The organism is Methylophilus sp. Leaf416, assembly GCF_001424665.1.
Lineage (GTDB): Bacteria > Pseudomonadota > Gammaproteobacteria > Burkholderiales > Methylophilaceae > Methylophilus.
Genome location: NZ_LMQS01000003.1, coordinates 129738 through 153600 on the forward strand (window position 1 = coordinate 129738; position 23863 = coordinate 153600).

Genomic DNA, 23863 nt, shown 5'->3' on the forward strand with positions numbered 1-23863 from the left:
TATTAAAGGTTTAACACATGAGCTTAAAAGAAGTTCTCGTGCCAGATATTGGCAACTTTGACAGTGTAGACGTCATTGAAGTCCTGGTCAGCGTGGGTGACACGGTGGCAAAAGAAGACTCTCTGATTACCGTAGAATCTGACAAAGCCTCGATGGATATCCCCTCATCTCTTGCTGGTGTCGTTAAAGAAATCCACATTAATGTGGGCGATAAAACCAAGCAAGGCGCGTTGATCATTACCTTGGATACCGCTGGCGAAGCGGCTCCGGCTGAGAAACCAGCACCACAACCAACCGCTACGCCTGTAGTGGCCACGGTTAAGGTAGATGAAAAAACAGTCGCGATTCCAGAGCCTAGCCGCCCTATCGCTGAAGCGCCGCAGGTCGTGCAACCGCAATCCACACCAAATCCTGTTGCTGAATCCAGCGTAGGTGCAACAGGCAAGCTGGCACATGCCAGCCCTTCCGTACGCAAATTTGCGCGTGAACTGGGTGTCAACCTGTCATTGGTTAAGGCAACTGGCCCCAAGAACCGTATTGTGCAAAGTGACGTGCAAGCCTATGTCAAAGGCGAGCTATCCAAGCCGCGTAGTGAAAATATGGGTATTGGTACAGGCTTAAGCACATTGCCTATGCCGGTAATAGATTTCAGCCAGTTTGGCGCAATCGAAAACAAACCTTTGTCACGTATCAAAAAACTGTCTGGTGCCAACTTGCACCGTAACTGGGTCACCGCTCCGCACGTCACCCAATTTGACGAAGCTGACATCACAGATCTGGAAGATTTCCGCAAATCTATGCTGGTCGAAGCTGAAAAGCGCGGCGTGAAGCTGACATTGCTGGCTTTCCTGATGAAGGCAGTGGTTAATGCATTGCGCACATACCCTAACTTCAATGCTTCCCTGTCACCTGAAGGTGATAGCCTGATCCTCAAGCAATATTACAACATTGGCTTTGCCTGCGACACGCCGGATGGTTTGGTCGTGCCAGTGGTACGTGACGTGAACCAGAAAGATGTGATGGATATTGCACGCGACCTGGCTGACCTGTCTGCCAAAGCCCGTGAGCGCAAGTTGAAGGTTGAAGAAATGCAAGGCGGTTGCTTTACCATTTCCAGCCTGGGCGGTATCGGCGGTACCATGTTCACCCCTATCATCAACTGCCCTGAAGTGGCGATCTTGGGGGTTTCACGTGCTGCGATGCAACCAGTCTATAACAAAGATTCAGGCGGGTTTGACCCACGCCTGATCATGCCATTGTCACTGTCATACGATCACCGTGTGATTGATGGGGCTGATGGCGCAAGATTCACCAGCCACCTGCGTGTGATGCTAAGTGATGTAAGACGTTTGTTGCTGTAATTCTTTGACATTACAAAAATAAAGGGCGCATTCAGCGCCCTTTATTTTTTTAAGATTCTACAAGCAGTTTCATAAAATCACCTTCTTTGATAAGTAGCTTGTCAGTGATTGGCCATTGATAAAGATAAATCCAGACCTGTTCGAATATGTTCCCATCCATGGTACTAATAGGTGTGGTGATACGCTTGTATTCAGCAGGTTGCGCATGCTGCGCACTGCACTCTTCATAATCATCTAATATCGCCAACGCGGTTTCCGGATCATTTAACCTGTAAAGCTCACCATATGCACGGTCATTGATAACATCAGAGGCAATCACTCCGGGATAATAACTGATCTGGTACATATGCCCCTGAAACCAGCCTTCCGTTAAAAATTCAGCGTGCACGGAAAGATATTCTGCCATCTTATTCGAATGACCTTTACGCAGCGTTCCGTAAACAAATAGCAAGTCAGACATATAAAACTCTAAAACAGCACCAACTGTGCGCTAGTGGGTTTATGACGCCAGGATTCTGGCACTTTAAACAGATCTGTACGAAAACCGGTCCGCTCGCCGGACATGCCAAGTTTCTGGCAACTTAGCTTGAATCTGTTCGCCAGCAAATCCGCAAAAATCCCTTCGCCACGCATACGCTTGCCAAAATCACTTTGATAACTCTTACCACCACGGCTTTGCTTAACCAGGCTCATGACATGCTGTGCTTTTAACGGAAAGTACTGTTGTAACCATTCTTCAAACAAATTAGTCAGTTCGTGCGGCAAACGCAGGAAAACATAACCTGCTTTTCTTGCGCCAGCCTGATACGCTTTTTCGAGGATCTGCTCCATGTGACTATCAGTCAATGCCGGAATCACCGGTGCGACCATGACACCTGTAGGTATTCCCGCCTCGCTTAATTTGCGCAAGGTTTCAAAGCGTCGTTCAGGCGCAGCAGCACGTGGTTCCAGACGGCGCGCAATCTGCCTGTCTAAAGTCGTAATGCTGAGGTAAATAGTGGCCAGACCTTTGGCAGCCATAGGCGCTATCAAATCAATATCGCGTTCGACTAATGACGATTTAGTGACCATGCTGAAAGGATGATTCGCTTCACTAAGCACTTTTATCACCTGGCGCGTAAGCTGATATTCCCGTTCAATCGGCTTGTAGCCATCGGTATTCATCGCCAGAGCAATCGGTGCACATTTGTATTTCGGATGGGCCAATTCCTTTTTAAGCAGATCCACCACATCCGGTTTCATCAGTAATTTTGATTCGAAATCGAGCCCTGGTGACATACCTAAAAAAGCATGGGTAGGACGGGCGTAACAATAAATGCAGCCATGCTCACAACCACGGTAAGGATTCAGGGTGCGATCAAAAGGTAAGTCTGGCGATTGAATGTAGTTAATGACTGACTTGGCTGCGTCCAGCATCACTTCAGTGCGTAACAGTGGCGGCTCTTCATCCAGGCTGCCCCAACCATCATCGAGCGACTCGCGGGTGTGCGGGTCAAAGCGGCTAACATGGTTACTGCTCGCCGCGCGGCCTTTGTAGATAAGCGGTTTTTCATTCATCAAACATCATCCTGAAAAAAGGCCTCTGACAAAATGCTATTCGTTGTTGTTTTTAACCTGCCAAAACCTTAAGTTAAATAGAACGTTAATCGATTGTTGGAATCGATTAACGTTATTCTGAAATCACGCGTATCTCTGAAGTGATGAGCGTTTGACTGCAACTGCTAGCGTGTTTCGGTATTCCTAACGCTTTTCTGAAATCCACTGGCAAGCGACCGCACTCCAGTAAGGTAACGATTGCAATGCCAGCATGGAAACCCATAATTGCGCATCCAGATTACTGAACCCACGCGCGTACAACATGGCTGAACCGCTTAAAACCAGCAGGATAAGGATCAGTAATTCTTCTTTAATTGGATCAATCAATTGCCAGTTGCTGAGTTTACCCTTGGTTTTGTTGGTAACCACGAACACGCCTGCTTTGTGAGTGAGGCCACCGATAATCCCCCTGGCAATGGCATGAGATAAACCGAGGCTGGCCAGCGAAGCACCAAAAATATCGGTCCAGCTGCAATGCATGGTTTTACGGTAAAGCACCGGCCCCAGAATTGCCTTGATGGCCAGGAAACACAGGATAGGCACAATCATGACGACTACCGGCAGACTGAAGTGTTTCGGGAATACCAGCATGGCAACCGTCCATAACACGGAGCCAAGGGTAAATATCAGTTGCAACGCTTCACCAAACCAGCCAAACCAGCCGGTGAGGAAGTGATAGCGCTGGCTGAAATCCAGGGTCGATTTACCCAGCAACTTCGGCATATGGTGCTTGAGGATCTGCATGGCGCCGAAAGCCCAGCGATTGCGCTGTGACTTGAGTGCCTTGAAGTTAGCCGGCGTCAGGCCACGGCCAAACGTTTCATCGATATAGCGCAACTCCATTTTGTTTTCGAGCAAACGCAAACCGAGTTCGGTATCTTCACAAATACACCATTCAGACCAGCCTCCAAGCGTTTGCAATGATTCACGGCGGATCAGCGTCATCGTACCGTGCTGGATCAGCGCATTACGCTCATGGCGGTGATGCATGCCGATACGGAAAAAGCCTTCGAACTCCCAGTTACACATGCGGTGGAAGAACTGGTTTTCCCATTCACGGTGCGCCTGGGGTGCCTGTACTACAGCAACTTGTGTCTCGCGGAAATGCGGTACCAGGTCAGACAACCAGTCAGTGGTCACCACATAATCTGCATCGACTACGCCGACAACCTGGGCATCCGCATGTGTTTTATCCAATGCGAAATTCAATGCCCCAGCTTTAAAGCCTGGCCACGAGGGTAAGTGGTAAAAATGGAAGTTGTCCGGCAGGTTTGCCATATACTCTTCAATTGGCTTCCACTTGGCTTCGTCTTTGGTATTGTTATCAACCACAATCACTTCGTATTGTGTGTAATGCAAGTTGCGCAGACTTTCGATGGTGGCAATCACCATATCCGGCGGTTCGTTATAGCAGGCCAAATGGATAGAAACGAACAGCTCTTCATCCGCTGGCAAAGGCGTGGCGCGTTTGAACAGGCGCCGCCATTGCGGTTTGAACATCACTTCACTGAACTCTGCGGCATAAATCATCAGCACCATCGAAGTCAGCGCAATGGCAAGAATCAAGCCTATCAGCACGACAAAATCACGCAGCGTGTAGTAATAATCTCCCGGCAGGTTCCAGGCGATGGTCAGCGTGGTGATACACGCCTGGAACAATATCGCCATCGACAATACACCACCAATGCCCCAGTGCTTGAAGCGCCAGGCGATAAACATCATTGGAATAAATGCCAGCACGGTTGACCAGGTTGCCTTGGCAATCCAGCGCGTGTTTGGCGGGACTGCGCCTTGTAAGGAATATTTTTGATGGCGGTCAGCGTTATACATGCCCCAATAGGCACCCGCCCACCCTTCCAGCGCCACTTTCCATGGCTGGTCGAAAGCTTCCATTAGATAAAAATCGAGGTCTTCAATCGAATTACGTGCCAGGAATTCACGGATAAAGCGCGCCTGATTCACCTCGCTGGCAACAGAAGCACCGATAGAAGGCCCACGGCTAGGCCAGCCCACCTCGGTGATCACGATTTTCTTACGTGGGAAAGCCGCCATCAACTGGTTATAACGCTCGATGGTGTATTGCACAGCACCTTCAACGGGGACGCCTTCGTGGTAGGGCAGCAAATGCACTGCGATGTAATCCACGTGTTTAACCAGTTCAGGGTGTTTGAGCCATACGTGCCAAGGCTCAGCGGTTGAGACAGGGACCGTACTGTGTTCCCTGACAAAATCCAGGTATTTGATTAATGCTTCGGTAGGTAAATCATTACGCAGTAAAGATTCGTTACCGACGATCACACGATCAATGTTGCTGTAGTTTTCGATCTTCTCCAGTAACGCTGACACTTCACGCGTGTTTTTGGCACCATCGGTATCAATCCAGGCCCCGGCAATGACCTTCATATTCCGTCTGGAAGCGAGTGGAATCGTCTCATTCAAATCGAGCGAAGAGTACATACGAATATGTTTCGTATGTTTTGACATCAGGTCCAGATCTTCTGCCAGTTCGGCAGTGTTCGGATGTTGCCCATCCAGTGGACTCTGATTGCCTCGGTAGCCACTGTAGGCGAAGCCATTGACAGCGGGCTTGACATTGATCAGTGGTAACGCGCGGTTAGTCAGCGCCCAAAGCCCAAAGTGTAATGCAGAAAACAGAATGGCAAATACCAGGCCAGGAACCAGTTTTTTAAACCAAGACACCATCACTTATTACACCTTCTTAAACAATTTGTTCTTTAAACGGATCTAGCGCAGTCGGCTTTGTGGCCCAGCTGCATGCTTTTGGCCGGTAATACAAACAAGGCCAGACCGCACACGGCACTCCACCACCAGGCGGTGAGGTTACCAGGCTCCATCATCGCCACAGCCACAGACAGATTTGCTGCGAGCAGTACCATCACCACGGTGAACCAGATACCTGTCTGTCGGCCCGGTGCAAAAGTCGCATCAGATTCTTCATCAGTGAGTAGCGAGATCAGCAAGGCTATCAAAGGTAACCATGACAGAATTAACGGAAAATCAAGATAGCGTCCATTAAAAGCCAATCCGGCACTGGTCACAAACAAGCCTATCGCAAATAGCCGTAACAGGCATTGCTCAATACATGATTTTGGGGTTAAGCCTAACCAATGACGCAGTTGCAGTAACACTAACGCCCAGCCCAGCAGTATAAACCCGCCCAAAGCAGCAAACTCTAATGTATTGCGTGCGGCCAGTTGCACATAATCGACTTGTAAAAAACCGTGCAGGCCTAAACCGGCAGCCACCACGCCTAATAAGGCTTTCTGGCTATTCGGCAATTGTTTGTGAAATCCCCAACCAACAGCACCGGCCGCTAGAACCAGGGCGATGATATAAGGCACCCAGCCATCAGAGCGTTCTGATACTGGACCTTGCAAATTGAATTTTGGTTGCAACTGGTCATTAAAAATACCCCAGAAACCACCTACCGTACCTTCCAGTTCGCGCTTCCAGGGTTGGTCCATGGCTTCAATAATATTGTATTGCCAGCCGGTTTGCTTGGCGGCCTGCAAAAATCCGCGTACGTACAGCACCTGGTTTACCACACTCGGTTTGGCACGGAAACGTTGACGCCCTTGTGAAGGCCAGCCAGTTTCGCCGATCAATAACGGTTTTTTGAACACAGTGCCTAAATGACCCATCACCGATGCCGTATGCGCAACCGCCTGGTCAATCGCCACTGGTTTATCTTCCCAGTAAGGCAGGATATGTACTGTCACAAAATCGACTTCTTGTTCTAGTGTCGGATACTTCAACCAGAACTCCCATACATCCGCATAGGTTAAAGGCACTTTGGTACGCTCTTTGGCCCATTGCAGGTATTCATGCATCTTGGCTTCAGTCTGCTCACCACGCAATAACACCTCGTTACCGACCACCAGACCACGCACCGTGTCAGGGTATTGATTTGCCTGTTGCACTGCCAGCTCAAGTTCTTTCATATTGTCGGCATCGACCCAGCCCACCCAGGCGCCAAGAATCACCTGCATCCCAAACTTCTGCGCGGCCTTGGGCACATAATCCAGCCCTTGGGAAACGGAATAAGTACGCACACATTTGGTGACTTTGGACAACGCTTGCAGATCTTGTTCAATCTGCACCGGATCGACAAAGGTACCTTTGAGCGTTGGGTTCATGCCAGGCTTGTAATAAGGTGCATACGAAACACATTGCAACGGCAGAACGTCTGAAGGCACTTCGATCAATGGTTGTGGTTGTTGCAGGCGCCATATATAGATAAGTGTTCCTATCAGAAACAGGCTTGCCCAAAATAACGCTGGAATACGGAAAAACGAACGTTGCACCATAGTGGATTCTGACAATTAATTCTTGAGAAAGAGCCTGTATTCTCTCACAAATATCCCGAGCATGCGCCTTACACGCGATTAAGCGATCACCCGGGATTGGCAAAAGAGACTTGGTAATTTGGGCAATTGGAATTATGATGAAACGATATTCAAAAAGTATGGTTTAAACTGCATACTTTTAAACACTTTCTCGCCAAATAATTATCTCAGAAGTCATATGAACGTTAAATCCTGTTTGACAGCACTTTGTTTGCTATCCGCTTTTTCAATGCCTGCTTCGGCGGCCCCTGCCCCGACAATCGATTACAGTGGTGAATACCTATGCAAAGGTAACAACATCACTGTCGGCGATTATGAAGTCACCATCTACCTGAAAAAGAACCGGCGCAACAGCACTTCACAAATCGCAGTCTATGATCTGGCCACTCATACCGAAAACAAACAAAGCTACACCGGGCAAGCGATTACGCGCAATAAACAACTTGCCATGACATTTAAACTGTCTGATGCTAAGTTTGCAGAATTCTCTACCGGCCTTGGCCAATTCACCAAAGCAGGCAAGCTCTGGTCATTCAAGAATGACTATTATGAGCCTGATGATACCGGCGGTAATTACGGTCACGAAATCTGCACGCAAAAACCACTCCTGCTTTCAGCACCTGCAAATGGAAAAATTCCGGTGACTAACCGTTAAGCCAGCAGAGCACGCTAAAACTGATATCGTTTTTTTGGTGTTAAAATAGCAGAATTCTTTTGAACGTAAGGTTTTCATGAGTCAAATGGTTGAAGTAGTGGTGCCGGATATCGGCAATTTTGACAGCGTCGATGTCATCGAAGTGTTAGTTGCGGTCGGCGACACCATCGCTAAAGAAGATTCACTGGTCACAGTTGAGTCTGACAAAGCTTCCATGGATATTCCCTCATCCCACGCGGGTGTTGTCAAGGAACTGAAAATTGCGGTTGGCGATAAAGTCGCCAAAGGCAGCCTGATTTTGTTAGTAGAAACTGCCGCTGAGGCTGCAGCAGAAACAAAACCGGCAGCCCCTGCACCGGCATCAGCTCCTGCAACTGCTCCAGCGGCAACTGAAAACAAGACGCCTGCTCCACAACCTGCCGTTGCCACTGGCAATCATGATGTTACCTGCCAGGTGATGGTACTTGGCTCAGGCCCTGGCGGCTATACAGCCGCTTTCCGCGCGGCCGACCTTGGATTAAAGGTGGTGCTGGTTGAGCGCTATCCGACCTTGGGCGGCGTATGTCTCAATGTAGGATGTATCCCTTCCAAAGCATTGCTTCACACCGCTAAAGTCATCACCGAAGCGGAAGAAACCGAACACCACGGTCTGAGCTTCGGCAAACCCAATATTGACCTGGACAAGCTGCGTGACTGGAAATCCAATGACGTGGTTAACAAACTGACCGGCGGCCTGGCACAAATGGCAAAAGCGCGCGGCGTGACTGTCATCACCGGCCTGGGTAAATTTACCAGCCCTAACCAGATTGCAGTGACTGCGGAAGATGGCAAAGTGACACTGGTCGGTTTTGAAAACGCCATTATCGCCGCAGGCTCACAAGCAACTAAATTCCCTGGCGCGCCGGATGACAAACGTATTATGGATTCCACTGGCGCATTGGCACTGGCAGATATTCCAGGCCGGATGCTGGTAGTTGGCGGTGGCATTATCGGCCTCGAAATGGGCACTGTTTATGACGCGCTCGGCACCAAAGTCAGCGTCGTTGAATTTATGGATGGCCTGATTCCTGGCGCTGATCGAGACTTGATCCGTCCATTGCAGAAGCGTATGGAAAAACGCTTTGAAAGTATTATGGTATCGACCAAGGTCTCAAAACTTGAGGCCAAAGCCGATGGCATTTATGTAGACTTCGAAGGCGCCAATGCCCCTAAAGAAACCCAGAAATATGACCGCGTGCTGGTATCTATCGGCCGCCGTCCCAATGGTAAAAATATAGGCGCTGAACATGCAGGCGTTGCAGTCGATGAGCGTGGCTTTATCGCTGTGGACAAACAAATGCGTACCAATGTACCCCATATTTTTGCCATTGGCGATATCGTTGGTCAACCTATGCTCGCCCACAAGGCAACGCATGAAGCGAAAGTGGCGGCCGAAGTCATTGCCGGCCACAAAGTTGAATTTGTTGCCAGCGTGATTCCATCCGTCGCTTACACCGACCCGGAAATCGCCTGGGTCGGATTGACCGAGACCGACGCCAAAGCCAAAGGCATAGAATACGAAAAAGCCAGTTTCCCCTGGGCAGCCAGTGGTCGTGCTTTATCCATTGCACGTACCGAAGGCGCAACCAAGCTGATCTTTGATAAAGACACACATCGTGTGATTGGCGCCGGCATTGTCGGTATCAATGCGGGGGAATTATTGGCTGAAGCAGTGCTGGCGATTGAGATGGGAGCTGATGCGCATGATTTGGGTTTAACCATTCACGCACACCCTACCTTGTCTGAAACCGTATGTTTTGCTGCTGAGCTTAAAGAAGGCACAATTACGGATATGTTACCGCCTAAAAAACGTTAACTATTTAATTCCCCTATTCACCACAATTCAGGCAACTCCCCTATAATTTAGTTAATCCTTGATTACAAGGATTAACTAAAAAACAATAAAAGGGAGACATAATGAAAATACATCACGCTTTTTTTGTGATGGCATCCAGCATTGCATTATCCAGCTGCGCATCTATAACCAAAGATTCAAATCAACCGATTCGCGTTGAAACTTACAATCAACAAAACACTATGGTAGAAGGGGTTACCTGCTCAGCGAAAAATGAGCGTGGCGAATGGTCTACCAAAACGCCTGGCAGTTTAGTCGTACACCGTTCGGGTGAAAACCTGCAAGTCAGATGTAATAAAGAAAATTCCGCGACCGGTTTTGCAACCCTGGTATCAAGAGCCAACGGCGGCATGTGGGGCAACATCCTGTTTGGCGGTGGTATTGGTGCGATTATTGACCATAACAAAGGCACTGCATATAGCTACCCTGATTGGGTGAAAGTGATATTAGGTGATAACCTGGTGTTCGACCGCAAAAATAATGTCGAAAATCAGATCATGACCGGCCAGGCCGCCAGTGGTGAATTGCTTAAAAGAATTGAAGCAGACAAGCAAAAAGAAGCAGACGAAGCAAAAAAACTAGCTGCTGAACAACCGCTTGCTCCTCAACCTCAACAAGCAGCTGCACCAACAGAAGCTAATTAATTGTTTTAAAAATGAAAGCCCGCGAATGCGGGCTTTTTGTTGAATCCGTTAAAGAATTACTGACAAGGTATTTCCTTCAATACGGCATCCGGGAACTGCGATTGTGATTTCTGCAAACTGGAAAATTGCTGGGCATTCACATGTTGCAGTTTAATAGCGGCCTGTCCTTGCCCGCCATTGCGAGTAGATTTGATCAGCAACCTCACACCTTTGGCTTTCAGGTCTTCCATCAATTTGTCAGCCAGTTTCTCATCGCGGAACACGCCGAAAGAAATGGCGTTACGCCATTTCGGGTCATCCTGAACGATAAAGAAGTCTTCCACGCCCAGTTTACGTAGCTCATCCGCTTTAGTTTGCGCCGCTTCGGCGGTAGCCATTGGTGGCTTATAAATCCAGTAGCGAATATTTTCAGGACCGTATACCGTCTGGCCCACCTGGGTTTTGATATTTAATTGTTGCGCCAGATTAACGGCTTCGTTGACTCTCGCCGTATTAAAGCTGCTCCATTCATAACAGACGCCTGGAGCTGCGGGGCGTGTTTCGGCTGTTTTGACCGGATCTTTTTTATCAGCAACTTTGGATTCAGTTGCAGATGCAGCGGGAGTGCCGGCTTCAGCAGGTGGCGGGCTGGCAACCAATGAAGTGTCTTGCGCTGGCGCAACCGTGCGCTTGGGGTAAGATTCCAACGCACTGGCGCTTAGCAGCTTGATTTGTTCGGGATGAACCTCAGGCTTTAGGCTACTCACTGCAGGTGACAAGGCATCGCGCTTGAAATAGGCAAACACGACCAGATTTAGCACCAGCAGTATCCAGAATAGTCTTTTCATTGTTATGTACTTTCAGCCAAACAGGCCAGCCCCTTTAATACGAGATTATCCACAATAATGGCATTCAATGACAATGCATCTGGTAAATATCTCTGCAAGATGACCGCATCGCCACCACTTAATACCAATGCGGGCTGACGCCCGTCGGTCATGGATTGCAACTCTATAAACTGGCTGGTCATCGGCGCAATCAATGCCTGCACGCAACCGGCCCACATTGCCTGCTGACTATTGCGGGCGAAGCCATTCGCTAGCGCGGTATTGTGCGGATATTCATAATCCAGCTGCGCAGTGCCTTGCTGTAAACTTTGCCACATCAGATTTAATCCCGGCTGTATGCTACCACCTGCAAAAGTGGCGGTGCGTTCTTCAGCATCAGGTTGGATAACCAGGGCATCCATCGTCATCGCCGTGCCTGCAGTGACCACCAGTGCATCCTGTTTATGCAATCGCCAAACAGCCAGCAAACTGCACCAGCGGTCGCTGCCTAATTGCGCCGGCATACCGTAACTGTTATTTAAACCCAATACGCCCGGTGACGCTTTGATCAGCGTGACTTTCTCTTTCACCGCATCCAGTGACTGCTGCCATTCAGCACCAGCCACATTGCTTACCCAAACCTCATCCGCTTGCACAATGGCCGCATGCAACGCCTGGCTATCCGCACATCTGCTGTCATTCAGCCATTGCTGATTTTCAAGCGCGAACATCTGCAAGTGCATATCCAGCGCCCATGGCCTGTCGGGAAACCATGCCCATTTGGTACGCGTGTTACCCGCATCAATCAATAGTTTCATGCGGCACTCCTTAAACTAATCTCGCCAGCATTGAAACGTTGGCGCCCATGCGCAGTTTCCACCAGCAGACTACCCTCTTCCGCCACACCGATCACTTGTCCCGCCACCACTTGACCATTCGCCATTAATAGATTGACCGCCTGCTGATGGAAAGCGTGATGCGCCATCCACGATTCCTGGAAATAGATAAAACCATGCTCGGCAAACTGGTTCAAATGTAACGCCAGTGCTGCGAGACAACGGCCTAGCAATTCATTCGCATTTAAGGATTGTCCGGATAATTGATTCAGGCCCAGCACCGGCTGCTCAATCTGCTGGCGCATGGCCTGCTCAATTTCCAGATTAAGTCCTATGCCAATCACCGCCGCGCTCGGGCCTTCCATATCGCCTTGCAGCTCAATCAGGATGCCACCTAACTTATGCCATTGCCCCTGATCCATCACCACCAGATCATTGGGCCATTTCAGTTGCACCTCGGTCAAGCCGATTTCATGCAAGGCTCGCAAGAGTGCCAAGCCAATAACCAGGCTTAAGCCAGAAAGCCCGGCCGCGCCACATTGAAAACGCCACAACAATGAAAAGGTCAGGCTACCGCCTAACTGGGATAACCATGTACGACCGCGACGGCCGCGACCGGCTGTTTGAATTTGCGCCACCGCGCAAGTGCCATGGGCAACGCCACGCGCACTCTCTTGCATCAGATAACGATTGGTCGAATCAACCTGCGCCAGCACCTGCAAGTGGAACCAGGGTGCATACTCGCCACAGGCTTGCAGAATAGCATCCGCATCCAGTACCGTGACCGGCTTAGGCAAACGATAGCCGCGGCCACGCACTGAAAATACGGTAATTCCCAGGGTCTGTGCAGCCTGGATGGCGTTATAAACCGTGGCACGCGTGACCCCAAACTGCCGTGCCAGGGCCTCACCGGAGTGAAACTTGCCGTCGGCCAACACCGCTAAGATCGGAAATGCCAGTTTGTTCATGGAATGATTGTTTAGCGAATCTTCAGGTGCGTTTATATTAGCCCGCAGTTTAGCATAATCGCCCCGCCAAGCCCGTAGCTTGAAGGCCGCGGCCATATGTATTAACCGTTTTGGGTCGCACGACGAACCGTGTAAAATAACTACACTTTAGAAACCTCAAGATTTGCCATGTCTACAGAAAAAGAACCCACCCCAGCCGCCTCCAACTTTATTCGCGCCATTATTGAAAAAGACCTGGCTGAAGAGAAATATGCCAATAAACATTGGGCTGGCTCGCCAGGTGACGCTGCACACCAGTCCACCGGCCAGGTAGACTTCGCCAAGATCCGTACCCGCTTTCCGCCCGAGCCGAATGGCTACTTGCATATCGGTCACGCCAAATCCATTTTCCTCAATTTTGGCCTGGCACGTGATTACAACGGCGTCTGCCATTTGCGTTTTGACGACACCAACCCGGAAAAAGAAAGCCAGGAGTACGTAGACAGCATTTCAGACATGGTGCAATGGCTCGGTTTTGGCTGGAACAATAGCACCCCAAATGGTCCCGAAACCAATCTATATTTTGCTTCAGATTATTTTGATGTCATGTACCAGGCCGCTGAAGCGCTGATCACACATGGTCACGCTTATGTAGATGAACAAACTGCTGAAGAAGTGCGTATTAACCGCGGCACATTGACTGACCCGGGTAAAGACTCACCTTTCCGCAATCGCAGTGTCGAAGACAACCTGCGTATTTTCCGCGAAATGCGTGATGGCAAACACGCCGATGGCAGCATGTTGTTACGCGCCAAAATTGACATGGCGTCGCCTAACATCAATATGCGCGACCCGGCCATTTACCGTATTCGCCGCGCACATCATCACAATACCGGTGACCAATGGTGCATCTACCCGATGTATACCTTTGCCCACCCGATTGAGGATGCGCTGGAGCAAATCACCCATTCCATCTGTACGCTGGAATTTGAGGACCAACGCCCGTTCTACGACTGGCTGATGGCACGCCTGGTGGAAGCTGGATTGCTGGCAAACCCGGTGCCTTACCAATATGAGTTTGCACGACTCAACCTGACTTACGTCGTGCTTTCCAAGCGCAAACTGATACAACTGGTAGAAGAAAAACACGTCAGCGGCTGGGATGACCCGCGCCTGCCAACCCTGGCCGGTGCGCGCCGCCGTGGTTACACGCCAGAAGGTTTTAAACTGTTTACTGACCGTATCGGTGTTTCCAAAGCAGATTCGTGGATTGATTACAGCATTCTTGAAGACTGTATGCGGGAAGTGCTTAATGAGTCAGCTCCGCGCAAAATCGGTGTGCTTGACCCGATTAAACTGATCATCGATAACTACCCAGAAGGTCAAGAGGAAGACTGTTACGCACCCAACCATCCGCAAAAACCGGACCTGGGCAAACGCGTAGTCAAACTATCTAAAGAACTCTGGATCGAACGTGAAGACTTTATGGAAGAACCTGCCAAAGGCTACTTCCGCCTGTTCCCCGGTAACATGGTGCGCTTGCGTTACGGCTACGTAGTGAAATGCATAGGATGTGAGAAAGACGCCGCTGGCAATGTCACCGTTGTCCATTGCGAATACCTGCCAGATACCAAATCGGGCACACCAGGTTCAGACAGCGTCAAAGTTAAAGGCAATATTCACTGGGTCAGCGCAGCACATGCTTATGAGGCTGAAATTCGTCTTTACGACCGTCTGTTCAAAGACGCGCATCCAGGTAGCGGCGACAAAGACTTTCTGGATGACATTAATCCGGACTCAGTCAGATCAATCACCGCTCAATTAGAGCAAAGCGCTCAAGAAGCCAATGCAGGTGATATTTACCAGTTTGAACGCCATGGCTATTTTGTGGCTGACCGCAAAGACAGCGTGCCAGGCAAACCTGTGTTTAATAGAACGGTGACTTTGAAGGACACTTGGCAGAAATAAGCCAATAGCGATCATGCATCCAGTCGAGCTTACTAAAGCGTTCAGGTTACTAAATCATGGCCCAACAACCCTGATTACTTCGGCCCATGCGGGAAAACAAAATATCATGGCGGCCGCATGGGTATGCGCTTTGGACTTTAACCCGCCCAAAGTCACTGTGGTGATTGATAGCAAAACCTACACCCGCAACTTAATAGAAGCGGAAGGCACATTCGCGATTAACCTCCCTTGCGTAACACAAATCGAGATGGTAAAAAAAGTAGGTAGTATCAGCGGACGCGACTTTCCGGACTCCGACAAATTCAAGGAATACAACATCCAGACATTTGCCGCACAGGGAATCACTGCACCTTTGGTGAAAGATTGTGTGGCCTGGCTGGAGTGCAAAATCATCTCTGAGCAGCATAACCAGAACACTTACGATTTATTTATTGCTGAAGTGATTGCTGCGCATGCGGATGAACGCGTGTTTAGCGATGGTCACTGGCATTTTAATGGGCATGATAACTTGCGTACTATCCATCATGTTGCGGGCGGTGTATTTTTTTCCACCGGACACGAATATTAATCAACTATGCTTACAAACTAATTTCCTTCAATGCCTTAACCGAAGCCCTGCGAATCACTCGCGGGGCTTTTTAATTTCAGACGATTCCTACAGACCAAACCTAAACTTCTGCGGTACGCTAATGTCAGTTTAAATGAACTATTAATTTTGCTGGTTAGTGACACGGGCTTTCTACTTGATAGCTTTGAAATCGGATGCTGCTGCATTCAAACAAGCAAATGTGTTGGCATTGCATCCCTCCTCCAAACCACTAGCCAGTAATAAGCATTTAGACAATCAGCCATTCCGCGAGCTGATTGTCGTCCAGGTTTTATAGAGTTAGCAGTAAGGAATGTATGCGTGCACAACCTCAACAAAAAAATGATCCTTTATATGTACTACTTATCAGCGTCCATGGCTTGATCCGTGGCGAGGAGCTGGAGCTTGGTGTAGACGCGGATACCGGTGGCCAGTGTACTTATGTGCTTGACCTCGCCAAGGCGTTGGCTGAACATCCACAAGTGGGCAAGGTGGATTTATTGACTCGCCTCATTGAAGACCCTGACGTGAGCGACGACTATGCGCAACCTGAGGAGAAAATCAGCGATAAAGCACGTATTATCCGTGTACCTTGCGGGCCAAAACGGTATATGCGTAAAGAAGCGCTGTGGCCGCATCTGGACCAGATGGTAGATCGTTGCCTGCATTATTTACGTCAGCAAGGCCGCTTGCCTGATGTGATTCATTCACATTATGCCGATGCTGGCTATGTGGGTCGCCAGCTCTCGATGTTATTGGGGATTCCGCAAATTCATACCGGCCATTCGCTTGGCAAACCCAAACAGGAGCGTTTGCTTTCCAGTGGTCGCAAAGCGGAAAAAATCGAAAAGCAATTCAACTTTGAAAAACGTATTACTGAGGAAGAAGCCCTGGTACAACATGCCTCGCTGATTGTGACGAGCACCCGGCAGGAAGTAGAGTTGCAATATGGCATGTATACCCGCCCCGACCCCAAACGTTTCCGCGTCATCCCGCCCGGCACTGATACCTCTAAATTTTTGCCGCCTGGCAGACGTCCGATTGCCCCTCATGTTGAACAAAGCATTAACCGTTTTTTGGACAATCCTAAAAAGCCGATGATCCTATGTATTTGCCGACCAGAGGTGCGCAAAAATATCAAGGGTTTAATCGCAGCTTACGGCAATAACCCTGCGTTGCAACGGCGTGCCAATCTGGTGCTGATTGCAGGTAGCAGGGAAAACATTCGTGATCTGGATAAATCGCAAGCGGCCGTGCTGACTGACTTGTTATTGGATATAGATACTTATGATTTATGGGGAAAAGTAGCGATTCCAAAAAACCATGCGCAGGAAGATGTCCCGGAAATCTATCGCATGGCAGCAAAAAGCCGTGGCGTTTTTATTAATGCGGCGTTTACCGAGCCATTTGGTTTAACGCTGCTTGAAGCAGCGGCTTGTGGCCTGCCCGTGATTGCACCGGATGATGGCGGTCCACGTGATATTTTAGGCAACTGCCATCACGGTTTGCTGGTAAATACCCTCGATAGCAATACGATAGGCGAAACTTTACTTTCTGCGCTGACTGATAAGCGTCGCTGGAGTAAATGGTCCAAAAGTGGCGTGCTTAACGTAAAACGCCACTATACCTGGGCCGGACATGTCGATAAATATATTAAAGAAGTACGCAATCTATTACGCAAACAGCGCAAAAATCTGCGCAGGAAACAGATTGCTGCCCATAACGGCAAATCCCAAATTCCATTAGCGCAGTATGCTTTTATTACCGATATAGATAACACTTTATTGGGCAACCGTGAAGGGCATGAAGCGCTGGTAGCCTGGTTACGGGCTAACTCCGGCTATAACATATTCGGTATCGCGACCGGCAGGCCTCTGGAAAGCGCCATTGAAATTCTACGCAAAAACCGTATTCCGATTCCTGATGTATTAATCACTTCTGTAGGCTCGGAAATCCATTACGGTTTACGCAGCATCCCCGATGTAGGCTGGGCAAATCATATTCGTCATTTATGGCGTCGCGACTATTTACTGGAAGCGATGAAGAAGATACCCGGCATTAAATTGCAATCCGCTGAAAACCAGCGTGAATTCAAAATCTCTTACATTGTCGATGACAAAAAAATGCCATCGTTAGATGAAATTCATGCGCATTTACGCAAAGAGCATTTGCACGCGCAAGTCATTTATTCGCATGGTGAGTTTCTGGATTTATTGCCGATGCGTGCTTCAAAAGGTCATGCCATCCGCTATTTATCCTATAAATGGGGCATACCACTGGCTAACTTCCTGGTTTCGGGTGACTCCGGCAATGACATTGAAATGTTGATGGGCGATACCATGGCAGTGGTCGTTGGCAATCATAGTGAAGAGCTCAATCACCTTAAGGGCGTTAACCGGATTTATTTTGCAGAGGCAAGCTATGCGCACGGCATTCTGGAAGGCATGCAACATTACAAGTTTGGTATGCCAGCGAATGGGAAGCACAAAGAGGAACACCCTACAAAGAGGAAACCCACAACCAAGAAAACGTCCGATAACGTTGAAAAAGTGACTTAGGGAGCACTCATCATGTACGAACAAATTTCGCATTCTTTATTGAATGACATCCTGACGCAACATAAACAACCGGCTGCCAGCGATGGGCAACATTTTTATACTCGCCTGGGCGCTAACTTTTACGCCATCTATTCTTTATTTCAACATTTATATGGTCAGCGGGAGGATTTCAAAGCTCAGCTTGCAAACCTGGTCTCGGTACTTTCTGAGCAATATGCCAACCGTGCACCACATTTAAAAGCCAAAGACCTGGAGCGTGAAAAAAATCACGACTGGTTCATGCAGCAGAAGCTGGTTGGTATGGCCTTGTATTGCGAAGGTTTTGCCGGTGACCTGGCGAATATGAAAGACAAGCTGACCTATTTTCAGGAGTTAGGTGTAAACCTGGTCCATATCCTGCCGATTTGCGATTGCCCTGAACAGGCCAATGATGGTGGTTATGCAGTGCGTGATTTCCGCAAAGTAGATCCTCGCTACGGCACAATGGAGGACTTGGAGCAATTAATCACTGCCATGCAGCAATGCGATACCTTGCTGACCCTCGATGTTGTGGTGAACCATACTTCTGATGAACATGCCTGGGCCTTGAAAGCGAAGAGTGGCGATCAGCATTACCAGGATTATTACTATATGTATCCTGACCGCACGATACCGGATATGTTTGAAGCATCCATGCCGGAAGTGTTTCCCGAGCATGCGCCTGGTAGTTTTACTTATAACGAGGAAACCGGCAAATGGGTAATGACGGTATTCAATAATTACCAATGGGACCTGAACTACACCAATCCGGCAGTACTGATTGAAATGGTCGACATCATCCTGTTCTGGGCCAATAAAGGCGTCGATATCCTGCGGCTGGATGCGGTCGCTTTCCTGTGGAAAAAAATAGGCAGCACCAGCCAGAATGAACGTGAAGCGCACTTAATCCTGCAACTGCTCAAAGACTGTTGCCAGGTCACTGCACCTGGTGTGATCTTTATTGCAGAGGCGATTGTGGCTCCGCTTGAAATCATCAAATACTTTGGTGAGGATGCGGTCAATGCCAAGGAATGTGAAATCGCCTATAACGCTACCTTTATGGCCCTGTTATGGGATGCAGTTGCGACCAAAAATACGGTATTACTGACCAACGGTGTCAAAGATCTGCCGGAAAAACTGGACCGGGCGACCTGGTTGAATTATGTACGTTGCCATGACGATATCGGTCTTGGCTTTAGCGACCAGGCAATTATCGCTTCCGGTTTTGACCCGGTTTCACACCGTCGTTTCCTGGTCGATTACTACACTGGGCAATACCCTGATTCCAATGCACGAGGCTTTGCGTTTGGCGTGAACCGTAAAACCGGTGATGCGCGTATTTCCGGCGCTCTGGCGTCCCTGGCCGGGCTTGAAACCGCACTGGCGAATAAGGACCAGCCGGCAGTCGATAATGCCATCCTCACTATTGTCCTGCTACATAACCTGATCATGTCATTTGGAGGTATTCCACTGATTTATTATGGCGACTCTGTAGGTACTCTGAACAATGACGGTTACCTGCAAGACTCTTCCAAAATGCATGATAACCGCTGGGTGCATCGCCCAACACTGGATTGGGACATGATGGCGCTCAGGAACGAACCGGGTACGGTGCAACAACGCCTGTTCAGCCAGATCAAGCAGATGATCGCTATCCGTAAAGAGATTTCTGCATTTGCCGATTTAAATAACCGCGACCTGATCGATATGATTAATCCGCATTTATTTGCCTTCCATCGTTACGTACAAACCGGCATGAATCCTAGCGTAGTGGTGATTGCTAATTTTGATGTGCATCCCCAACGCGCTGCGTTGCACTTGTTCAAACAAAAAGGGTTGCACAAAGCTGAAGGCAGATTGATAGATTTATGCAGTGGCCAGGCCGTACAGATTGAAGATGACGCCATTGTCCTGCCTAAACTGACAGCTTACTGGCTGGCTGCTTAATACAGAAAGAAACTCAATGACTGAATGGTTTACATATTTTGGAATCGCTAATCCGGCAGAAGCCCTGATACTGACCAAAACCCTGCTGCGTATCGCACTCATTATTGCGATTGCCTATTTCCTCAATCGCGTTAGCAAACGGGCGTTAGATGCCTTGCGTGAAAACCTGAGCAATAAAGCGGTGAATCATGTGGAAGAAGTGAAGCGTATCAATACAGTGACCATGGTGCTTCGCTACATTATCACCACAGTCATCATTGCCATCACTATCGTTGAAGTGCTGCATGAATTGGGTATTTCGATTGCCCCGGTATTAGCGGCAGCTGGTGTGGTTGGACTGGCGATTGGTTTCGGTGCGCAAAGCCTGGTGAAGGATTATTTCACCGGTTTCTTCCTGTTGCTGGAAAACCAGATCCGTAAAGATGACGTGATTGAGGTAGCGGGCAAATCCGGTCAGGTGGAAGCCATTACGCTGCGCTACATTAAAATGCGCGACGATGACGGTAATGTGCATTATGTGCCAAATGGGCAGATTCTGACAGTGACCAACCGTTCACGCGACTTTTCTTATGCGGTGGTTGAAGTAATCTTGGATTACGATGCAAACATTCCTGAGGCATTTCAGATCATGCAGGAAGTCGCAGATAATCTGTATAAGGACCCTGTATTTAAAAACAAAATCATTGCGCCGGCAGAGATCACCGATCTGGATAAGCTGACCGATTCAGCAGTCGTTATTCGTTGCCGCTTTGAGGTGTTGCCGCAGGAGAAAGTAGCGGTCAAGCGCGAATACTTCAAACGTATTAGACTTGCCTTTAACCAGCAACAGATCGAATTAAAACCTAATTCTTAGATGAAAATGCCCTGACGGACAACTTAAAGTCCGGTCAGGCGTTTTTTCTTCTGACGCTGACGGTAAGCCAGCAATAAAATAATACCAGCCACATTTGGGAACCAGATATACCAGTTTGACCAGGGAATACCGTCAATCTTGTAATCTGAAATCGGCCAGAACATGGGAGTGGGGAAATACTCCAGGCTATGGAACGGAAAATCCAGCGTGATATGAAACGGCCAGCCCAGCATCGCGAACGCAATATCCTTACGCCAGATGGCAACCAGGCCAATCACAGTAAAAGCAATCACGAAACTATGGCCTATGGTATACGCCGGATATATCCAGGCAGGTAATGTTGCCAGCGCTGGCTTTCCCCATCGATAAGTGCCATCAATCACACGAGTGAGCATGAGGGCGCCAAATGAAATCAGGTCTGGCATGGCACCCATCAGTGCCGCAAATTTAGGGTATTTGCGTATACCAAACAGGCCATAGCCCCAGAGCGCGTGACTAAAAGTATCCATGCATGTTTTCCTCTGAAATCAAACTTTTAAAATCAAACCTCTGAAATTAAGCAGCCAGTTGGCGGATAACCGTAGCGAGCGTTTCAGCCTGCGCTTGTACCACGGCATGGTTTAAGCCCTCGACCATGACGCGAATTTTCGGCTCAGTGCCGGAAGCCCGTAGTAGGACACGGCCTTCACCATTAAGTGCATTTTCTGCCTGCTTAACGGCTTGCTGGACCGCAGCTTGCTCCAGATCGAGCTTCTGACTGGTCGTCACATTGATTAATACTTGCGGGTACAGGGCAAGACCAGCGCCCAGCTCCAGTAGCGTTTTGCCACTTTCACGTAGGGAATGCAATACCTGTAAAGATGCAATGATGGCGTCCCCACTGCTGTGTTTATCCAGGGTCAGGATATGGCCGGAATTTTCCCCGCCCAGTTTCCAGTTTCTGCTTTGCAGTAGTTCGAGCACATAGCGGTCACCGACTTTAGCGCGTCCAAACGGGATCTGGTGTTTTTGCAGTGCATGTTCCAATGCCAGGTTGGTCATGAGTGTGCCCGCCACGCCACCTTTGAGTTTGCCTTTGGCATATAGCCCCATGGCAATGATATAGAGCAACTGGTCACCATCCAGCAAATTGCCGGCACCATCGACCATCATGACGCGGTCACCGTCGCCATCAAAAGCGATGCCAAGATCAGCCTGCTGTTCAACCACGGCTTTTTGCAAGGCCTGAGGATGAGTAGAGCCTACTTGCTCGTTAATATTGAGCCCATCCGGCTGGTTGCCTATGGAAATGACTTCAGCGCCCAGTTCATGAAACACATCAGGTGCCACATGGTAGGTAGCGCCGTGTGCGCAATCGAGTACAATTTTCAGGCCTCGCAAATCGAGGTGGCTAGGGAAAGTGCTTTTACAGAACTCAACATAGCGCCCGGCCGCATCATCGACACGTTTGGCTTTACCCAGATTGGCTGATTCCATCACCTGCATCGGTTTGGCTATTTCAGCTTCAATCGCATATTCAACATCATCGGCCAGTTTTGTACCCTGGGCTGAGAAGAACTTGATCCCGTTGTCGTAATAGGGGTTGTGCGAAGCAGAGATGACGATGCCAGCCTGTGCGCGTAAGGCCCGGGTCAGATAAGCCACTGCTGGCGTTGGCATAGGCCCGGTCAACAGCACATCAACGCCTGCCGCAGATAATCCCGCTTCCAGCGCCGCTTCCAGCATATAACCTGAAATACGCGTGTCCTTACCTATCAACACGGTGGGACGTTGCCCATTAGGTAGCTGCTCCTGGCTAGCCAATACGCGCCCTGCCGCATAACCAAGCTTCATGACGAATTCGGGATTGATGACTGACTCACCTACACGCCCACGAATGCCATCGGTGCCGAAATACTGTTTGCTCATACTTAATAATTTCCCTGTTTTACTCTCGGTTTATGCTAAGTTTGTTTTTGATTTACTTTAGCGCTGTGACAATTTTTAAGGCCTCTACAGTGGCCTTGACATCATGCACGCGCAACAGATGTGCGCCCTGCATGGCGCTAGCAACTGCCGCAGCGATGCTTGCATACAAGCGGGCATCGACATCATTGCCGGTCACCTGCCCTAATACCGATTTGCGCGATAACCCAACTAAAAGCGGGCAATCCAGATCCAGCAAATCGGCCAGGGATTTAGCCAAGGTAATATTATGCGCGCGCGTTTTACCAAAGCCAAATCCAGGGTCGAGCAAAATGCGATCCTGTGGAATGCCAGCTATCAGGCAGGCATCGCGTCGGAGGCGTAAAAACGCTTTGACTTCAGCAACCACATTTTCATAATGTGGATTTTCCTGCATGGTCTGGGGGGTGCCCTGCATATGCATCAGGCACACGCCAGCGTTGCTGCCTGCAACAATCTGCAATGCATCGAGCTCTAATAAGGCACGCACATCATTGACGATACTGGCACCGGCATCCATAGCCGCCTTCATCACGGCAGGCTTATATGTATCAATTGAAATCGGCACCGGAATATTTTCTGAGACTAATGCCTCAATGACCGGAATCACACGCTGCAATTCTTCTTCCAATGGCACCGGTGTGGCATTGGGGCGGGTAGATTCTCCGCCTATGTCCAGCACGGCAGCGCCGTCTTCAATCAACTTAAGGGCATGCGTTACAGCGGAATTTGTCTGCGAATATTGCCCACCATCCGAGAAAGAATCCGGTGTGACATTGATGATACCCATCACCTGGGGGGTGTTAAGATCTAATGTAAATGCGCCGCAACGAAACTGCATATAAACAATTCTATAAAAAAATAAAGGCTGGCAAAGCCAGCC

Annotated in this window: 20 protein-coding genes; 10 read left to right on the forward strand and 10 right to left on the reverse strand. The window is 49.1% G+C overall.

Annotation, left to right across the window (positions count from 1 at the left end; all coding sequences use genetic code 11):
- Nucleotides 1–17: 17 nt before the first annotated feature.
- Nucleotides 18–1361, forward strand: coding sequence for a dihydrolipoyllysine-residue acetyltransferase (aceF, locus tag ASG34_RS08575; RefSeq protein WP_055829517.1), 1344 nt, complete (start codon nt 18–20; stop codon nt 1359–1361).
- Between the two features lie 49 nt (nt 1362–1410).
- On the opposite strand, the gene ASG34_RS08580 is transcribed toward aceF, so the two are convergent.
- The 4 genes from ASG34_RS08580 to ASG34_RS08595 all read right to left on the reverse strand — a co-directional run bounded on the left by ASG34_RS08580 (nt 1411) and on the right by ASG34_RS08595 (nt 7300).
- Nucleotides 1411–1821, reverse strand: a complete 411-nt coding sequence (locus ASG34_RS08580; RefSeq protein ID WP_055829521.1) for a gamma-glutamylcyclotransferase family protein — start codon at nt 1819–1821, stop codon at nt 1411–1413.
- Nucleotides 1822–1829: 8 nt separating this feature from the next.
- Nucleotides 1830–2918: a PA0069 family radical SAM protein gene (locus ASG34_RS08585; protein ID WP_055829525.1), complete on the reverse strand. Its 1089-nt coding sequence runs from the start codon at nt 2916–2918 to the stop codon at nt 1830–1832.
- A 183-nt stretch (nt 2919–3101) separates the two neighbouring features.
- Nucleotides 3102–5660: a glycosyltransferase gene (locus ASG34_RS08590; protein ID WP_055829529.1), complete on the reverse strand. Its 2559-nt coding sequence runs from the start codon at nt 5658–5660 to the stop codon at nt 3102–3104.
- 32 nt (nt 5661–5692) lie between these two features.
- On the reverse strand, nt 5693–7300 hold the full coding sequence (locus ASG34_RS08595; protein WP_235559721.1) for a glycoside hydrolase family 17 protein: 1608 nt from the start codon (nt 7298–7300) through the stop codon (nt 5693–5695).
- Nucleotides 7301–7553: 253 nt separating this feature from the next.
- Between ASG34_RS08595 and ASG34_RS08600 the strand changes: the two genes are divergently transcribed.
- The 3 genes from ASG34_RS08600 (at nt 7554) to ASG34_RS08610 (ending at nt 10517) form a co-directional block, all read left to right on the forward strand.
- Nucleotides 7554–7979 (forward strand): hypothetical protein, encoded by a 426-nt coding sequence (locus tag ASG34_RS08600; RefSeq protein ID WP_229007029.1) that lies wholly within the window; start codon nt 7554–7556, stop codon nt 7977–7979.
- Between the two features lie 76 nt (nt 7980–8055).
- On the forward strand, nt 8056–9834 hold the full coding sequence (lpdA, locus tag ASG34_RS08605; protein ID WP_055829538.1) for a dihydrolipoyl dehydrogenase: 1779 nt from the start codon (nt 8056–8058) through the stop codon (nt 9832–9834).
- Nucleotides 9835–9935: 101 nt separating this feature from the next.
- Complete coding sequence (locus ASG34_RS08610; protein WP_088178551.1) at nt 9936–10517, forward strand: hypothetical protein; 582 nt, start codon at nt 9936–9938, stop codon at nt 10515–10517.
- Between the two features lie 56 nt (nt 10518–10573).
- On the opposite strand, the gene ASG34_RS08615 is transcribed toward ASG34_RS08610, so the two are convergent.
- From ASG34_RS08615 to ASG34_RS08625, 3 genes are read right to left on the reverse strand one after another with little or no spacing between them, the layout of a single operon-like run.
- The gene (locus ASG34_RS08615; protein WP_055829541.1) at nt 10574–11344 is read right to left on the reverse strand and encodes an SPOR domain-containing protein; all 771 of its coding nucleotides are present in this window, start codon (nt 11342–11344) and stop codon (nt 10574–10576) included.
- Between the two features lie 2 nt (nt 11345–11346).
- Nucleotides 11347–12141 carry a type III pantothenate kinase gene (locus ASG34_RS08620; RefSeq protein ID WP_055829543.1) on the reverse strand — a complete coding sequence of 265 codons (795 nt, stop codon included), beginning with the start codon at nt 12139–12141 and terminating at the stop codon, nt 11347–11349.
- Complete coding sequence (locus ASG34_RS08625; protein WP_055829545.1) at nt 12138–13127, reverse strand: biotin--[acetyl-CoA-carboxylase] ligase; 990 nt, start codon at nt 13125–13127, stop codon at nt 12138–12140. Before ASG34_RS08625 ends, ASG34_RS08620 begins: the two co-directional genes overlap by 4 nt.
- A gap of 168 nt (nt 13128–13295) precedes the next feature.
- Between ASG34_RS08625 and ASG34_RS08630 the strand changes: the two genes are divergently transcribed.
- The 6 genes from ASG34_RS08630 (at nt 13296) to ASG34_RS08650 (ending at nt 21036) form a co-directional block, all read left to right on the forward strand.
- The gene (locus ASG34_RS08630) at nt 13296–15074 is read left to right on the forward strand and encodes a glutamine--tRNA ligase/YqeY domain fusion protein (RefSeq protein WP_055829546.1); all 1779 of its coding nucleotides are present in this window, start codon (nt 13296–13298) and stop codon (nt 15072–15074) included.
- 13 nt (nt 15075–15087) lie between these two features.
- Entirely contained in the window at nt 15088–15642 is a 555-nt protein-coding gene (locus tag ASG34_RS08635; RefSeq protein ID WP_055829548.1) for a flavin reductase family protein, read from the forward strand.
- A 175-nt stretch (nt 15643–15817) separates the two neighbouring features.
- Entirely contained in the window at nt 15818–15958 is a 141-nt protein-coding gene (locus tag ASG34_RS14000) for a hypothetical protein (RefSeq protein WP_156376472.1), read from the forward strand.
- A 19-nt stretch (nt 15959–15977) separates the two neighbouring features.
- The gene (locus tag ASG34_RS08640) at nt 15978–18218 is read left to right on the forward strand and encodes an HAD-IIB family hydrolase (RefSeq protein ID WP_082504854.1); all 2241 of its coding nucleotides are present in this window, start codon (nt 15978–15980) and stop codon (nt 18216–18218) included.
- Between the two features lie 12 nt (nt 18219–18230).
- The gene (locus tag ASG34_RS08645; RefSeq protein WP_055829551.1) at nt 18231–20183 is read left to right on the forward strand and encodes an alpha-amylase family protein; all 1953 of its coding nucleotides are present in this window, start codon (nt 18231–18233) and stop codon (nt 20181–20183) included.
- Nucleotides 20184–20199: 16 nt separating this feature from the next.
- Nucleotides 20200–21036 (forward strand): mechanosensitive ion channel family protein, encoded by an 837-nt coding sequence (locus ASG34_RS08650; RefSeq protein ID WP_055829553.1) that lies wholly within the window; start codon nt 20200–20202, stop codon nt 21034–21036.
- Between the two features lie 23 nt (nt 21037–21059).
- Here the strand turns inward: ASG34_RS08650 and ASG34_RS08655 are convergent, their stop codons facing one another.
- Genes ASG34_RS08655 through folP form a run of 3 tightly spaced genes read right to left on the reverse strand, consistent with a single transcriptional unit; the run spans nt 21060 to nt 23821 of the window.
- The gene (locus tag ASG34_RS08655; protein WP_055829558.1) at nt 21060–21545 is read right to left on the reverse strand and encodes a hypothetical protein; all 486 of its coding nucleotides are present in this window, start codon (nt 21543–21545) and stop codon (nt 21060–21062) included.
- 46 nt (nt 21546–21591) lie between these two features.
- Entirely contained in the window at nt 21592–22944 is a 1353-nt protein-coding gene (gene glmM / locus ASG34_RS08660) for a phosphoglucosamine mutase (RefSeq protein WP_055829560.1), read from the reverse strand.
- A 52-nt stretch (nt 22945–22996) separates the two neighbouring features.
- Nucleotides 22997–23821, reverse strand: a complete 825-nt coding sequence (gene folP, locus ASG34_RS08665) for a dihydropteroate synthase (protein ID WP_055829563.1) — start codon at nt 23819–23821, stop codon at nt 22997–22999.
- Between the last annotated feature and the right edge of the window lie 42 nt (nt 23822–23863).

What these genes read in the sequence shown, in the direction of transcription:
- aceF (WP_055829517.1), top strand. Translation starts at nt 18, where the DNA reads ATGAGCTTAAAAGAAGTTCTCGTGCCAGATATTGGCAACTTTGACAGT.
- ASG34_RS08580 (WP_055829521.1), bottom strand. Translation starts at nt 1,821, where the DNA reads ATGTCTGACTTGCTATTTGTTTACGGAACGCTGCGTAAAGGTCATTCG.
- ASG34_RS08585 (WP_055829525.1), bottom strand. Translation starts at nt 2,918, where the DNA reads ATGAATGAAAAACCGCTTATCTACAAAGGCCGCGCGGCGAGCAGTAAC.
- ASG34_RS08590 (WP_055829529.1), bottom strand. Translation starts at nt 5,660, where the DNA reads ATGGTGTCTTGGTTTAAAAAACTGGTTCCTGGCCTGGTATTTGCCATT.
- ASG34_RS08600 (WP_229007029.1), top strand. Translation starts at nt 7,554, where the DNA reads ATGCCTGCTTCGGCGGCCCCTGCCCCGACAATCGATTACAGTGGTGAA.
- lpdA (WP_055829538.1), top strand. Translation starts at nt 8,056, where the DNA reads ATGAGTCAAATGGTTGAAGTAGTGGTGCCGGATATCGGCAATTTTGAC.
- ASG34_RS08610 (WP_088178551.1), top strand. Translation starts at nt 9,936, where the DNA reads ATGAAAATACATCACGCTTTTTTTGTGATGGCATCCAGCATTGCATTA.
- ASG34_RS08615 (WP_055829541.1), bottom strand. Translation starts at nt 11,344, where the DNA reads ATGAAAAGACTATTCTGGATACTGCTGGTGCTAAATCTGGTCGTGTTT.
- ASG34_RS08620 (WP_055829543.1), bottom strand. Translation starts at nt 12,141, where the DNA reads ATGAAACTATTGATTGATGCGGGTAACACGCGTACCAAATGGGCATGG.
- ASG34_RS08625 (WP_055829545.1), bottom strand. Translation starts at nt 13,127, where the DNA reads ATGAACAAACTGGCATTTCCGATCTTAGCGGTGTTGGCCGACGGCAAG.
- ASG34_RS08630 (WP_055829546.1), top strand. Translation starts at nt 13,296, where the DNA reads ATGTCTACAGAAAAAGAACCCACCCCAGCCGCCTCCAACTTTATTCGC.
- ASG34_RS08635 (WP_055829548.1), top strand. Translation starts at nt 15,088, where the DNA reads ATGCATCCAGTCGAGCTTACTAAAGCGTTCAGGTTACTAAATCATGGC.
- ASG34_RS08640 (WP_082504854.1), top strand. Translation starts at nt 15,978, where the DNA reads ATGCGTGCACAACCTCAACAAAAAAATGATCCTTTATATGTACTACTT.
- ASG34_RS08645 (WP_055829551.1), top strand. Translation starts at nt 18,231, where the DNA reads ATGTACGAACAAATTTCGCATTCTTTATTGAATGACATCCTGACGCAA.
- ASG34_RS08650 (WP_055829553.1), top strand. Translation starts at nt 20,200, where the DNA reads ATGACTGAATGGTTTACATATTTTGGAATCGCTAATCCGGCAGAAGCC.
- ASG34_RS08655 (WP_055829558.1), bottom strand. Translation starts at nt 21,545, where the DNA reads ATGGATACTTTTAGTCACGCGCTCTGGGGCTATGGCCTGTTTGGTATA.
- glmM (WP_055829560.1), bottom strand. Translation starts at nt 22,944, where the DNA reads ATGAGCAAACAGTATTTCGGCACCGATGGCATTCGTGGGCGTGTAGGT.
- folP (WP_055829563.1), bottom strand. Translation starts at nt 23,821, where the DNA reads ATGCAGTTTCGTTGCGGCGCATTTACATTAGATCTTAACACCCCCCAG.